Annotated in this window: 12 protein-coding genes; 6 read left to right on the forward strand and 6 right to left on the reverse strand. The window is 34.6% G+C overall.

Annotation, left to right across the window (positions count from 1 at the left end):
- Positions 1-200: 200 nt before the first annotated feature.
- Together IV513_RS10300 and IV513_RS10305 are read left to right on the forward strand one after the other, a co-directional pair.
- A complete protein-coding gene (locus IV513_RS10300) occupies positions 201-1,340 on the forward strand; it encodes an acyl-CoA dehydrogenase (RefSeq protein ID WP_209390487.1) in 1,140 nt (379 codons plus the stop codon).
- A gap of 27 nt (positions 1,341-1,367) precedes the next feature.
- Positions 1,368-1,733, forward strand: a complete 366-nt coding sequence (locus IV513_RS10305) for a hypothetical protein (protein ID WP_209390488.1) — start codon at positions 1,368-1,370, stop codon at positions 1,731-1,733.
- A 133-nt stretch (positions 1,734-1,866) separates the two neighbouring features.
- On the opposite strand, the gene IV513_RS10310 is transcribed toward IV513_RS10305, so the two are convergent.
- Positions 1,867-2,787 (reverse strand): DUF4349 domain-containing protein, encoded by a 921-nt coding sequence (locus IV513_RS10310; protein WP_209390489.1) that lies wholly within the window; start codon positions 2,785-2,787, stop codon positions 1,867-1,869.
- A gap of 277 nt (positions 2,788-3,064) precedes the next feature.
- Here IV513_RS10310 and IV513_RS10315 point away from each other — a divergent pair, with 277 nt between their 5' ends.
- Positions 3,065-3,556, forward strand: a complete 492-nt coding sequence (locus IV513_RS10315; protein ID WP_209390490.1) for a hypothetical protein — start codon at positions 3,065-3,067, stop codon at positions 3,554-3,556.
- A gap of 17 nt (positions 3,557-3,573) precedes the next feature.
- Positions 3,574-5,904, forward strand: coding sequence for a reprolysin-like metallopeptidase (locus tag IV513_RS10320; protein WP_209390491.1), 2,331 nt, complete (start codon positions 3,574-3,576; stop codon positions 5,902-5,904).
- A 118-nt stretch (positions 5,905-6,022) separates the two neighbouring features.
- Here IV513_RS10320 and IV513_RS10325 read toward each other — a convergent pair whose 3' ends face one another.
- The 3 genes from IV513_RS10325 to IV513_RS10335 all read right to left on the reverse strand — a co-directional run bounded on the left by IV513_RS10325 (position 6,023) and on the right by IV513_RS10335 (position 8,984).
- Complete coding sequence (locus IV513_RS10325; protein ID WP_209390492.1) at positions 6,023-6,658, reverse strand: MBL fold metallo-hydrolase; 636 nt, start codon at positions 6,656-6,658, stop codon at positions 6,023-6,025.
- A 151-nt stretch (positions 6,659-6,809) separates the two neighbouring features.
- Positions 6,810-7,568, reverse strand: a complete 759-nt coding sequence (locus tag IV513_RS10330; protein WP_209390493.1) for a TIGR03915 family putative DNA repair protein — start codon at positions 7,566-7,568, stop codon at positions 6,810-6,812.
- Between the two features lie 159 nt (positions 7,569-7,727).
- Positions 7,728-8,984 (reverse strand): putative DNA modification/repair radical SAM protein, encoded by a 1,257-nt coding sequence (locus IV513_RS10335; protein ID WP_209390494.1) that lies wholly within the window; start codon positions 8,982-8,984, stop codon positions 7,728-7,730.
- Positions 8,985-9,130: 146 nt separating this feature from the next.
- Between IV513_RS10335 and IV513_RS10340 the strand changes: the two genes are divergently transcribed.
- Both IV513_RS10340 and IV513_RS10345 read left to right on the forward strand, forming a co-directional pair.
- On the forward strand, positions 9,131-10,459 hold the full coding sequence (locus IV513_RS10340) for a hydroxymethylglutaryl-CoA reductase, degradative (RefSeq protein ID WP_209390495.1): 1,329 nt from the start codon (positions 9,131-9,133) through the stop codon (positions 10,457-10,459).
- Between the two features lie 13 nt (positions 10,460-10,472).
- Positions 10,473-10,859, forward strand: a complete 387-nt coding sequence (locus IV513_RS10345) for a DUF423 domain-containing protein (RefSeq protein ID WP_209390496.1) — start codon at positions 10,473-10,475, stop codon at positions 10,857-10,859.
- Between the two features lie 57 nt (positions 10,860-10,916).
- On the opposite strand, the gene IV513_RS10350 is transcribed toward IV513_RS10345, so the two are convergent.
- Together IV513_RS10350 and IV513_RS10355 are read right to left on the reverse strand one after the other, a co-directional pair.
- Complete coding sequence (locus IV513_RS10350) at positions 10,917-11,213, reverse strand: MGMT family protein (protein WP_209390497.1); 297 nt, start codon at positions 11,211-11,213, stop codon at positions 10,917-10,919.
- 89 nt (positions 11,214-11,302) lie between these two features.
- On the reverse strand, positions 11,303-12,253 hold the full coding sequence (locus IV513_RS10355; protein ID WP_209390498.1) for a Dyp-type peroxidase: 951 nt from the start codon (positions 12,251-12,253) through the stop codon (positions 11,303-11,305).
- Positions 12,254-12,279 lie beyond the last annotated feature (26 nt).

Consider the following 12,279-nt stretch of genomic DNA (forward strand, 5'->3'; position numbering starts at 1 on the left):
TCTACAAGCTAAATCGAAGATATTTTGGAGATAGCCTCTTTGAAAGGCTTATTATTGCTAACATTACAGGGTTATGATTAAAAACGGATAATCAATAATTTTAATGAATATAATTTAATTGAGGCAATTTTAAAGTAACGATTCTTTTTTAGATTAGGTCAAAAAGTGTAAATTAGCAACTATATAATTTTGAATTTTTTATGAACTTTAATTTATCTGAAGAACAGCTGATGATTCAGCAGGCAGCAAGAGATTTTGCACAGAACGAACTATTACCTGGCGTTATAGAAAGAGATCGCGACCAAAAGTTTCCTGCCGAACAAGTGAAGAAAATGGGAGAAATGGGTCTTTTGGGAATGATGGTAGATCCTAAATACGGTGGTGCAGGGATGGATAGCGTTTCTTATGTTTTGGCGATGGAAGAAATTGCCAAAATAGATGCTTCTGCTGCAGTAGTAATGTCTGTAAATAACTCTTTAGTATGTGCCGGTCTGGAGAAATTTGCTTCGGAAGAGCAGAAAGTAAAATATCTTACTCCTCTTGCTAGTGGTGAGGTAATTGGTGCATTTGCGTTGTCTGAGCCTGAAGCAGGTTCGGATGCTACTTCGCAGAAAACAACTGCAGAAGACAAAGGAGATTATTATCTTTTAAACGGAATTAAAAACTGGATTACCAATGGAGGTACAGCTTCTTACTACATCGTAATTGCACAGACTGATCCAGAAAAAAAACATAAAGGAATTAATGCTTTTATTGTTGAAAGAAGTTGGGAAGGTTTCGAAGTTGGGACTAAAGAAGATAAACTGGGGATTAGAGGAAGTGATACTCACTCTTTAATTTTCAATAATGTTAAAGTTCCGAAAGAAAACAGAATCGGAGAAGACGGTTTTGGTTTTAATTTTGCAATGGCTGTATTGAATGGCGGTAGAATTGGTATTGCTTCACAAGCTTTAGGAATTGCTTCTGGAGCCTATGAATTGGCTCTTAAATATGCAAAAACAAGAAAAGCCTTCAAAACTGAAATTATCAATCATCAGGCTATCGCTTTCAAATTAGCGGATATGGCAACACAAATTACGGCGGCAAGAATGCTTTGCTTTAAAGCTGCTTGTGAGAAAGATGAAGGAAAAGACATCTCAGAAAGTGGTGCTATGGCAAAATTGTATGCTTCTCAAGTGGCTATGGATACTACGATTGAAGCGGTTCAGATCCACGGTGGTTACGGATATGTAAAAGAATATCACGTAGAAAGATTAATGAGAGATGCAAAAATCACTCAGATATATGAAGGAACTTCAGAAATTCAGAAAATTGTAATTTCTAGAAGCATTTCAAAATAATTTTAATAAATTCAAAAAAACACTACTATGAAAAAGCCTTTGTGGATTACAGCCGGAGTCGTTTTACTTCTTTTAGGAGTCTTCTTTTGGTATAAATATTTATTTGTTTTTGGAGAAGGCGTAAAATCGGGTTACCTAAATTATGCAATCAAAAAAGGGTATGTATTTAAAACTTACGAAGGCAAATTAATTCAGGAAGGTTTTGGAAAAGGGAAAACGGGAACCATAACCAGTTATGAGTTTGAATTTTCTGTATCAGATCCTGAAGTTTTCAAACAGCTTGAGTTGAATAGCGGGAAAATTTTTGACCTTCATTATAAAGAATACAACGGAGCTCTGCCTTGGAGAGGAAACACAAAGTATGTAGTAGATAAAGTAGTGAATATGAAATAAACAGTAAAGGCTCTCAATGGAGAGCCTTTTACTTTACCAACCAAATATTTAATTAAATATTATGAAACAAAAGTAATGAGTTTTCTAGTAAATTCATAATTCTTATTAAAATCTTATTAAAATAATAGGTATTTTAACTATTGTTATCGGATTTCTTATTTAAGTTTCTTTTGTAAAAATAATACCCCAATCCTCCCAAAACAAATAGCGGCCATAAAGGAAGAATGAAAAGAAATATGGAAGTAATAATATTCCATCCAGAAGAAACGGCAGCCAAAGATTTATTGCCAAAACTTTTCTCTTCTGCTGCTTTGTTTTTGTTGTCTGAATAACCATAAAGAGTTATTTCCACATCACATAGCGTATTATTAAGGTAATCTTTACCGTGTACTTCTATATTTTTATTTTGAACTATTCCTAAATGATCGCTCAAATCATCTATGAAATAATCGAATTGCTGTATTGGGACTTTAGCTTTAATATATGCGATTTGCTTATCATTATTATTAGATGAAGTATTTTCGCTTTTTAAAAAGCCATCATATCGACTCAAGAGCTGTTTAACGGTGTTTTTTGATGATTCTGTATTGTCTACATTGATTTCGATTTCTGCATTTTTCGTAAGTTTATCCAAAGAAGGTTCTTTTGGCTTAGGAGCATTCTTGTAAATAACTTTAGTTTCTTTAATGATTTTCGGTGCAGAATTTTTAACAGCAATTTTTTCATTTGATTGATTTGACGAATCTTTTGCAGACGTTTTAGATTCCAATTTTAAAGATGAAATTTTCTTCGAAAGAGAATCTATACTTTTGGAAGTTTCTTCTATGGTTTCCATTGCCTTGCTTTTTGTTTTGTCGAAGTCTTTTATTTTGATGCTTGCGGAATCGTAAACTGATTTAACCTCGTTTTTAGAATCATTCAGTTTTTCAGTAATATTTTCAATTGTACTGTCTGTTTTTCCGGAAATACTGTCAATGGATGAATTTGCAGCTTCTCCTTTTTTACACATTGTAAACATGCTGCATACAGTTAGGGTTAAAATGATCTTTTTCATAATGGATTTATTTATTGTTTTTAAAATTTCATAAAAGGTTAAGGATTGAACAATTTTGAAGTGTCTCTTAACTGAATGTAAATCTAGAAAGAACTTCACAGGATGTTTTGTAAATAAAATGTATGGTTTACGTAAATATTTATGTTGTTGGTAATGAATGTTTTGTAAAATTTATTTGTGTGTTTTACAAGAAAAAATGTTAATTATATCTGATATTTAAAAAAAACTTTCTTTGTAAATGCAATAATAATTACCTTTGCTTTTTGAGACTTTCATAATGAAAAACTCTTTTTTGTTAACATTATCACTTTCTGTGTTTGTTGCTGTTGTAAGCTGTAGCAATTCTGTTGCGCGTAAAAGTGAATTAAAGCCTAATTCTGAAGTGAATCAGCAGTCGGATAAAATAGAATTTTCAGAAGTCAAAAGATTTAATAAAAATGTAGTCATTCCGGAAACTTCTGTAATAACTACATTTAAGCAAACTATAGAACTTTACAGGAAGTTAGCAGACAAAGCTTTCGGAAGGTCAGAGCCTATTCCAACATTAGGAGATAGCGAATATTTTCTTGTGTTAAAACCAAAACTGAAAAAGATTACTTACGGAGATATTGAGGTAGAAAAAATTGAGAATAAAAATTCTAGTCTTACAGTAAGCTATAAAGAAGTCGAAAGCACTGAGTATGAAACGGAAAAGCTTACCAATCCAATATTAATTATAAAAATTAAAGGGAAAGTTCCTGATAATATAAAACTAAAATCTATCAATTGAAATTAAAGAAAAATTATATGAAGAAAAAACTATTAGTTCTGGGTGCAGTACTGGTCTTTTCGGCTATGGGATTTGCCCAGCAAAACCAGTGGGGAAAACTTGGCACTGCTCCTATTGGTGAAATTCGTGAGAGTAATGCAAAAGTTAGCAATTATTCTCTATTTACTTTAAATGTAAGTGAACTTCAGAATAAACTGAAAGATGCTTCAGACAGAGACTATAAGGCTTACAGAAAAGGTATTACACTTAATTTTCCAAATACTTCAGGAACATTTGATGCTTATGAAGTATACGAATCGTCTACAATGCATCCCGATTTGCAGAACAGATATTCTGATATTAAATCTTATATAGGTTTTAAGAAAGGAGATAAGTCTGCGACATTAAGATTTACATTAGATCCGTATTTCGGTTTTAATGGAATGGTTGCGGGTAATGATGGTATTTATTATATAGATTCTTATACTGAAGATAATCATGTGTACAGAATTTATAATAGAAAAGATGCATCATCCACAATTCCTTTCGAGTGTCTTTTTAAAGGAGACAGCGATATGAATGACGTTGCATCTGTAGCTCAGAAAACTGTAATAGATGGCTTGAAGAGAAAGTACAGATTGTCTATTTCTACCACCGTAGAATATACTGCTTATATTGCAGGACAGGCTGGAGTAGGATCTGGTACTGTCGCTCAGAAAAAAGCGGCTGTTTTAGCAGCAGTCAATTTGGCAGTTGCCAGACTTAATGAGGTGTATGAGAGAGATATGTCTATCAGATTACAGCTTATTGCTAATACAGATGCATTATTTTTTATCAGCAGCGATACTTTTGATCAGTTCGATGCATCACAGATGCTGAATGAAAACGTTACAGTTACAAACTCTGTAATTGGTGCGGCTAACTACGATATAGGTCACCTGTTTTTCAAAGTAGATAATGCAAACGATAATAATGGTTTAGCGGCAACACCTTCTGTTTGTGGTACTTATAAGGCTGGAGGTGTAACCGGATGTGTAGTTCCTGTTGGAGATCCTTTCGTAATCGATTTTGTAGCTCATGAAATGGGACATCAGTTTGGAGCGATGCACACTCAGAATAATGCTTGTAACAGGAATGTTCCTACTACGGTAGAGCCGGGAAGTGCAAGTACGATTATGGGATATGCAGGTATCTGTCCACCCAATGTTCAGCAGAATAGTGATGCTTATTTTCATTCGGTAAGTATTAATCAAATGTATAATGCTTTCACTTCTGGAGGAACTTCTCAGTGTGCTGACAAAACTCCAATTGCTAATTCAGAACCAATTGTAAATGCTGGTTTAGACAGAAGTATTCCGAAAAGTACACCTTTCATGCTTACTGCAACGGCTACGGATGCAGACAATGATCCACTTACTTATGATTGGGAGCAAATAGATGCAGGAGTTGCGCCTATGCCTCCAGTGGGTACGAGTACGGTGGGACCTCTTTTCAGATCTCTTATGCCTACCTCATCACCATCAAGATATTTTCCGAAATTGGCAGCAATTGTAAATCCTGCTAATGCTTCAATTTGGGAGGTACTTCCATCAGCAGCGAGAAATCTTAATTTTTCTGTTTTGGTGAGAGATAATAATCCTTTGGGAGGACAAACGGGTAGAGATGATATTAAACTTACTGTGGTAAGTTCTGCAGGACCTTTTACAGTAACTTCTCAAAACACTCCGGGAGTAGTTTGGAATGAAGGACAATCCCAAACTGTTACCTGGGATGTTGCCAATACTACTGCGGCACCTGTTAGTACACCAAATGTTTCAATTTTATTGTCTACAGATGGTGGAGTTACCTTCCCTTTTGTATTGGTTGCCAGTACACCAAACGACGGAACTCATACTTTTACAGTACCCGGAAATTTGGGAACAAGTTCTAATTCAAGAATCATGGTGAAAGCAGTAGATAATGTTTTCTTAAATGTTAACTCACAAAACTTTACTGTAAATTCTTCAGCAGTAGTAATTCCACCGGTAAACCCAGGAAACCCAAGTAATCCGGGAACTCCAGGAAATCCGGGGACAACACCATCTGTGTTCTTCGAAGGTATGATGATTTATCCTGTACCATCTTACGACGGATATGTGTATATCAAATTAGATTTCCCAAGATTAAGCCCACTTCGCCCTTATGCATTTAATTATACAATTTATGCAATGGATGGTAAATTGGTAATTCCAAAAAGATCAAGATTATTCTTTTCAGATCATTTGGAAAAAATAGATTTAAGACATCTTCCAACGGAGACTTACATGATAGAAGTTGAACTGGAAGGAAATAAGATTGTTAAAAAGCTTGTAATGTTCAATAATAAATAATATTTAAAGCAAATTTATAGTACGAAAAAGGCTATCCAAACAGGGTAGCCTTTTTTATGAATGATTCTAAACTTTTATTCTCTACTGAATTATAAACGAAAAGTAGTGGTATTTGAATTTAAAAAAAAGGATTATGCTGTTTTTCGAATCCAATGCTGGTAGGATTTCCATGTCCTGAAAAAACCTGTGTTTCGCCATCGAGAACAAAAAGTTTCGCTTTAATTCCTTCGATAAGTTGTTCGTAATTCCCTTTATAAAGATCCGTTCTTCCTATACTTCCTTCAAAAAGAACGTCGCCAGAAATAATGAATTTCCCATTCTCATTATGATATACAACACTTCCCGGAGAATGTCCCGGAACATGATAAATTTTGAATTTTTCTCCATCCAAATCAAGTTCGCTGTTTTCATCAATGTATTGTATTTCAGCTTTAATATGGTTTAATTGCATTCCGAATCTCATACCGCTGATTTGAAACATATCAAAAACTTCCTGGTCTTCTTTGTGCATCAAAACAGGAACTTTATAAGTATCGACAGCCCATTGAAGTCCTAAAATATGATCAATATGAGCATGTGTTAAAAGAATTTTTTGAATTTTAAGTTGCTTTTCGGAAATAAATTTTTCTATCGCATCCGTTTCTTGTTGAATAGAATTCCCGGGATCAATCAGCCAAGCATTTTTATTTTTATTGTAGACAACATAAGTGTTTTCACTGGCAAAATTAAAAACGAAAGCTTGAATATTTAACATAATTATATTTTTATTTCTGCAAAAATAAGAACTATAATGTTTTTTCTGAGCAACTAATCATAAAACTACAAATTCATTTAGCCAAACTATTTTGAATTTAATAAAATTAACTTAGATAATGAGTGCATTTTAGAAAGCAGACATAGTTAAATTACCATTTTTCTGTCAGATATTTCCAATAACGTTTCGGAACGTGCTGTATGTGTAGTTTGGTGTTTTTCCTTTCCTTGATGTTGGTTTTGGTAAAATAACTTTGCCAAAGCTTTTGGTATTTTTTCTCTTCATCGTGGAATTTTTCCTGATATTGGTTGAGATTCAGTTTTTCTTCGGGATAGAAGAATTCGCAGTTTTTTAAGTCATAGAAAATTCCGTAATGTCTCCTTAAATCATAAATCATCCACTTTTGGTCGGCATAGCGGTCTTTGAAATGTTTTCTGATTAAGGGTAGAACATTGAAATCCGGGTCAATTTTTGCGAAATAAATATCATCCTGCATTTTCTCAAACCTTACAAAAGCAGTCATTCTATGTCTTTCGCGACTGACGGATTTGCAGATTTTTGAAATTTTGAGAATATCATCGTTGGCGAAATTTTTAAGAATATTTTCGTCAGGATATTTGATGGATTGTTTAACGGCAGATAAAATCAGCTGTTCCAGTTCTGAATCTTCCGACAGATAAACTCTCAGCAAATCATTAATCCCAGGTTTTCCGATGTTCGTTTCCAGTTTATTCAACACTTTTTCGGATTTTTCCTGTTGCGTCACCACCTCGTGAATCTCGGCAAACATATTTTCCTGCTGAAATGTTTCTCTGTTTTTGATTTCCACATCGCCATACTTGTATTCAAAAACCTCGAATACCGCTGTTAAAAGTCCGTCGAAACTGCCGTCGTACAATAATGTAGTCATCTTATTTTTAATTGGGACACTTCAACGCCGCTCAATGTGATATTTCTAATACCTTTATTATCATTTCAAGGAATTTAAATTAAAGATTTATCACTTCACTCCGTTTCGTTCTGAATGACAATATTTTTTACTATTATGTTTGAAAAAATGCCTGTAAATTTAAAACAAAGTCAGCTGCTGAGAAAACTGATTCTGAAACTTAGATTGACTTCCGCCAATAATTAATTTCCTCAAATTGAGGTCGGTTAAATGTTTCAGAAATGGATTGCCGTACGTAAAATCAATAAAATATTTGGCCCGATTCACTGCTGCTCCCAGTTTTTTGAGATGGTCAATCGTTAAAACCTGAAACTGTCTTGCACTCACAATTTTCTGTGCCGTTTTCACGCCAATTCCGGGAATTCTGAGAATCATTTTATAATCAGCAGTCTGCAGATTCACCGGGAATTGTTCCAAATGCCGTAACGCCCAACTTAGTTTCGGGTCCACTTCCAGATCCAGAAACGGCATATTGAAATCCAGAATTTCATCAGCTTTAAAACCATAAAAACGCATCAGCCAATCCGATTGGTACAAACGGTTTTCCCTAAGAACAGGAACTTCTGAAGTGATTGCCGGCAAACGATTATCTACTATAACAGGAATGTAACCAGAATAATAAACCCGTTTCATCCCATAATTTTTATAAAAATGATCTGCTACTTTGATGATTTGCAAATCGTTTTCGTGAGTTGCACCAACAATCATTTGGGTTGATTGTCCGGCTGGTGCAAATTTCGGAGTGCTTCGGATGATTTTTTTCTCATCTTTATATTGTTGAATGCCTTTTTGAACAATTCTCATTGGCTGAAGCATATCTTCACGATTTTTATCAGGTGCCAATAATTTGAGTCCTGATTCTGTCGGAATTTCAAGATTTACTGATAATCTATCGGCATAAAGTGCAGCTTCATTCATCAAATCATCACTTGCTCCGGGAATTGATTTTAAGTGAATATAACCATTGAAATTGTGTTCTTGTCTTAATTTTTTCGCAACCCGAACCAGACGTTCCATTGTGGTGTCTGCATCTTTGAAGATTCCCGAACTTAGAAATAAGCCTTCGATATAATTTCTTCTGTAAAAGCTAATCGTCAAATCAACAACTTCTTCTACGGTAAAAGCCGCACGTTTGATGTCATTTGATTTTCTGGAAACACAATAGATGCAATCGTAAATGCAGTGATTGGTCAGAAGGATTTTGAGAAGCGAAACACATCGCCCATCTTCGGTATAAGTATGACAAATTCCGCTTGCAGAGCTATCTCCCAAACCACCATTGTTTTTTCTTTTTCCGCCACTGGAAGAGCACGAAACATCATACTTAGCAGCGTCTGCAAGTATTTCGAGCTTTTCTTTAATGCGGTCGAAGTTCATTTTTTAAAATTTTTTTTTAGATTGGAATTGTTCCAAAATTGAATGTCAAAAATAATTCCATAAATGAGAAAAGTCAATAGTAATATGTGTTAACTTACCAACAAAATGTGTTAAAATTTATATCTTTACACAACTAAAAATTCTATATGAATCATCAACCTGTAGAAGGCTTTTCAAAACTTTCCAAACAAAGAAAAATCGATTGGCTTATTTCCGAATATTTAAGTAACGACAGAAGTTATGAGCAAATTTTGCAGCAATATTGGAACAACGACCACGATTTGCAAAAACTTCACGAAGAATTCTCGGAAAACACCATTTCCAATTTTTATATGCCTTACGGAATTGCCCCGAATTTCCTCATTGACGGTAAACTTTTGGCACTTCCAATGGCTGTAGAAGAAAGTTCGGTAGTAGCAGCGGCTTCCAAAGCTGCAAAATTCTGGCTGGATAAAGGCGGATTCAAAACAACCATTATCAACACAGAAAAATTAGGCCATACTCATTTTATTCTGAATGTTGAACCTCATAAACTGCTTCATTTTTTCAATTTTAAATTAAAGAAAAAACTGCTTGAAGCAACCGAAGATATCACTGCAAATATGAGAAAAAGAGGTGGTGGGATTTTGGATATCAAACTGATTGATAAAACTTCCGAATTGGAAAATTATTTCCAATTGAAAGCCAGTTTTGATACGGTTGATTCGATGGGGGCTAATTTTATTAATTCCTGTCTGGAGCAGTTTGGAAAGACTTTGAAAGAAGAAGTTGCCAACGAAGCAGAATTTTCTCAGGAAGAAAAAGAATCCCTGCAAATTGTAATGAATATTTTGTCAAACTTTACACCGGATTGTATTGTAAGAGCTGAGGTTTCCTGCAAAATCGAAGATTTGAAGGATGACAGTGGTATCTCGAATGAAGAGTTTGCCTGGAAATTCAAACAAGCGGTTACCATTGCAGAAATCGAACCTTACAGAGCTACTACGCACAACAAAGGTATTATGAATGGTGTAGATGCTGTGGTCATTGCAACAGGAAACGATTTCCGTGCGACAGAGGCTTGTGCACATGCTTACGCATCAAGAAACGGAAAATATTCATCATTAACACATTGTACAACAGATAACGGAATTTTCCGTTTTTGGATAGATTTGCCAATTTCTGTTGGCGTGGTTGGAGGCTTAACGAACCTGCATCCTTTGGTTAAATTTTCTTTGGCACTTCTGGGAAAACCTTCGGCTCAGGAACTGATGAGTATTTTAGCAGTTTCCGGATTGGCGCAGAATTTTGGGGCGCTTCGGTCTTTGGTAACGACGGGAATCCAGAAAGGGCACATGAAAATGCATCTTTTCAATATTTTGAATCAATTTGGAGCTACGGAAGAAGAGAAACAGCATTTTGTAACGTATTTTAAAGATAAAACGGTAAGTCATCACGAAGTGATTTCGGAACTGGAGAAATTGAGGAATAAATAAATCAAAATATATAATGAAAACAATTACCTTAGTCTTCGGTGCTGCTTACGGAATGTTATCCGTTGTTTTAGGCGCGTTCGGAGCACATGCTTTAAAGAAAATTTTGTCGATAGAAAGACTGGAAAGTTTTGAAACAGGTGTAAGATATCAAATGTATGCTGCTTTTTTCCTGCTTATAGTGGGGTATATTTTTAAATTTGAGACTTCTTCAGAAAAATGGATTTCATGGATGATGATTGTAGGAACAATGCTTTTTTCATTCAGTATTTATGCTTTAAGTATGCAGGATTATTGGGGAATGAATCTGAAATTTCTAGGGCCTATTACTCCACTTGGAGGACTGCTGATGATTTTAAGCTGGGCATTTCTCATTTTTTATTTTGTGAAAGTAAAAAATTAAAGTTAAGTTTTTTGATTGGTTAACTGTAACTTGTTTTCAGTTAACCAATCATATCAACTAAATTTCTTCCAAAGGATTCCAGAAAATATTTTTAAAGTTCTTTATTCTCAAATTTTCTATTTCTATACCTTCATTTTCTAATTTTATCTGAAACTCAGGAACCGAAAGTATTCCGGATGAAGAAATAACCCGATGTGCAGGAACATCTTCAGGACATCCTCCCATCGCTTTTCCAACATGACGAGAATGATTGGGAAAACCAATAGCTTTTGCTATGGCTCCGTAGCTTGTCACTCTTCCTTTGGGAATCATTTTGGTAATTTCCCAAGTCTGTTTTTTGAATATTTCGTTCATGTTTCGCAGTGAAATTTATTAATGAAATTGTTTAAAAATCATTCATTCATAAGATTTAATTTAAATTTTATGAATAATGATAAGAAATTTTAGCCTGAGAAATTATCAAGCATATCTACACTTGGTACAAAAAATAAAGTTCCGGTCTGTGCCGTACTGAAATCGAGAATTCTGTCATAATTACCCGGCGGATTTCCAATGAACATATTGGTAAGCATTTTTTCTACGGTACTAAAAGTACTTGCATAACAGATGAAATAAGTTCCCATTTCGTTGGTAGATACATTTCCGAAAGGCATATTATCTCTCACTACTTTAAAATCGTCCCCAACATTTGCCAGAGCAATGTGAGAATTTTTTGGTTTTACATCATCTTCCATTTCAATATCAAGATCTTTTGATCTGCCGATTACTTTCTCCTGATCTTCCACCGAAAGTGCCTTCCAGCCATCAAGATTATGAACATATTTTTGCACAAAAAGATAGCTGCCTCCTTCATATTGAACATCGGAATCGTCTACAACGGCAAAGCGTTCACGATCTTTACCATGTGGATTTTCTGTACCATCTACAAAACCTAAAATTGAACGGCTATCCCAATAACGGAAACCTTGTACCTCTACTACGCAATCGGCTATTTCTTTCATATAATCTGAAATTACAGATGCCATATCATAGGCAAAACTTTTTACATCTGCACGAATATGAAAATGAAGATCTCCTCTTGTGCTTACAGCAGTATGTTTGCTGCCTTTTATTTCCTGAAATTTTTTGAATTCCTTTGGAAGCGGTTGCGGCAGTTCCAGTTGTAGCCATGCTTCATAGCCAATTCCCATTACACAGCTTGCTTTAGAATCAGGAAATCGGTCTAATGCAGAATTATTAAGATTGATTACCAAAGCGCATAGTCTTTGGAAAACCGATTTTATTTTATCAGTTTCAACATTATTTTTAAAATTCCAAACCAAAAAATAAGTATTGTTGTTTGGATAATCGGTAACATTCTGTGCGTTGTAATCGCTAGAGAAATTAGTGTTCATGAATGAGGAAAATATCGTTTTTTATT

The sequence above is a fragment of the Chryseobacterium sp. RR2-3-20 genome, from assembly GCF_017808115.1.
GTDB lineage: Bacteria > Bacteroidota > Bacteroidia > Flavobacteriales > Weeksellaceae > Chryseobacterium > Chryseobacterium oryzae.

What these genes read in the sequence shown, in the direction of transcription:
- IV513_RS10300 (WP_209390487.1), top strand. Translation starts at nt 201, where the DNA reads ATGAACTTTAATTTATCTGAAGAACAGCTGATGATTCAGCAGGCAGCA.
- IV513_RS10305 (WP_209390488.1), top strand. Translation starts at nt 1,368, where the DNA reads ATGAAAAAGCCTTTGTGGATTACAGCCGGAGTCGTTTTACTTCTTTTA.
- IV513_RS10310 (WP_209390489.1), bottom strand. Translation starts at nt 2,787, where the DNA reads ATGAAAAAGATCATTTTAACCCTAACTGTATGCAGCATGTTTACAATG.
- IV513_RS10315 (WP_209390490.1), top strand. Translation starts at nt 3,065, where the DNA reads ATGAAAAACTCTTTTTTGTTAACATTATCACTTTCTGTGTTTGTTGCT.
- IV513_RS10320 (WP_209390491.1), top strand. Translation starts at nt 3,574, where the DNA reads ATGAAGAAAAAACTATTAGTTCTGGGTGCAGTACTGGTCTTTTCGGCT.
- IV513_RS10325 (WP_209390492.1), bottom strand. Translation starts at nt 6,658, where the DNA reads ATGTTAAATATTCAAGCTTTCGTTTTTAATTTTGCCAGTGAAAACACT.
- IV513_RS10330 (WP_209390493.1), bottom strand. Translation starts at nt 7,568, where the DNA reads ATGACTACATTATTGTACGACGGCAGTTTCGACGGACTTTTAACAGCG.
- IV513_RS10335 (WP_209390494.1), bottom strand. Translation starts at nt 8,984, where the DNA reads ATGAACTTCGACCGCATTAAAGAAAAGCTCGAAATACTTGCAGACGCT.
- IV513_RS10340 (WP_209390495.1), top strand. Translation starts at nt 9,131, where the DNA reads ATGAATCATCAACCTGTAGAAGGCTTTTCAAAACTTTCCAAACAAAGA.
- IV513_RS10345 (WP_209390496.1), top strand. Translation starts at nt 10,473, where the DNA reads ATGAAAACAATTACCTTAGTCTTCGGTGCTGCTTACGGAATGTTATCC.
- IV513_RS10350 (WP_209390497.1), bottom strand. Translation starts at nt 11,213, where the DNA reads ATGAACGAAATATTCAAAAAACAGACTTGGGAAATTACCAAAATGATT.
- IV513_RS10355 (WP_209390498.1), bottom strand. Translation starts at nt 12,253, where the DNA reads ATGAACACTAATTTCTCTAGCGATTACAACGCACAGAATGTTACCGAT.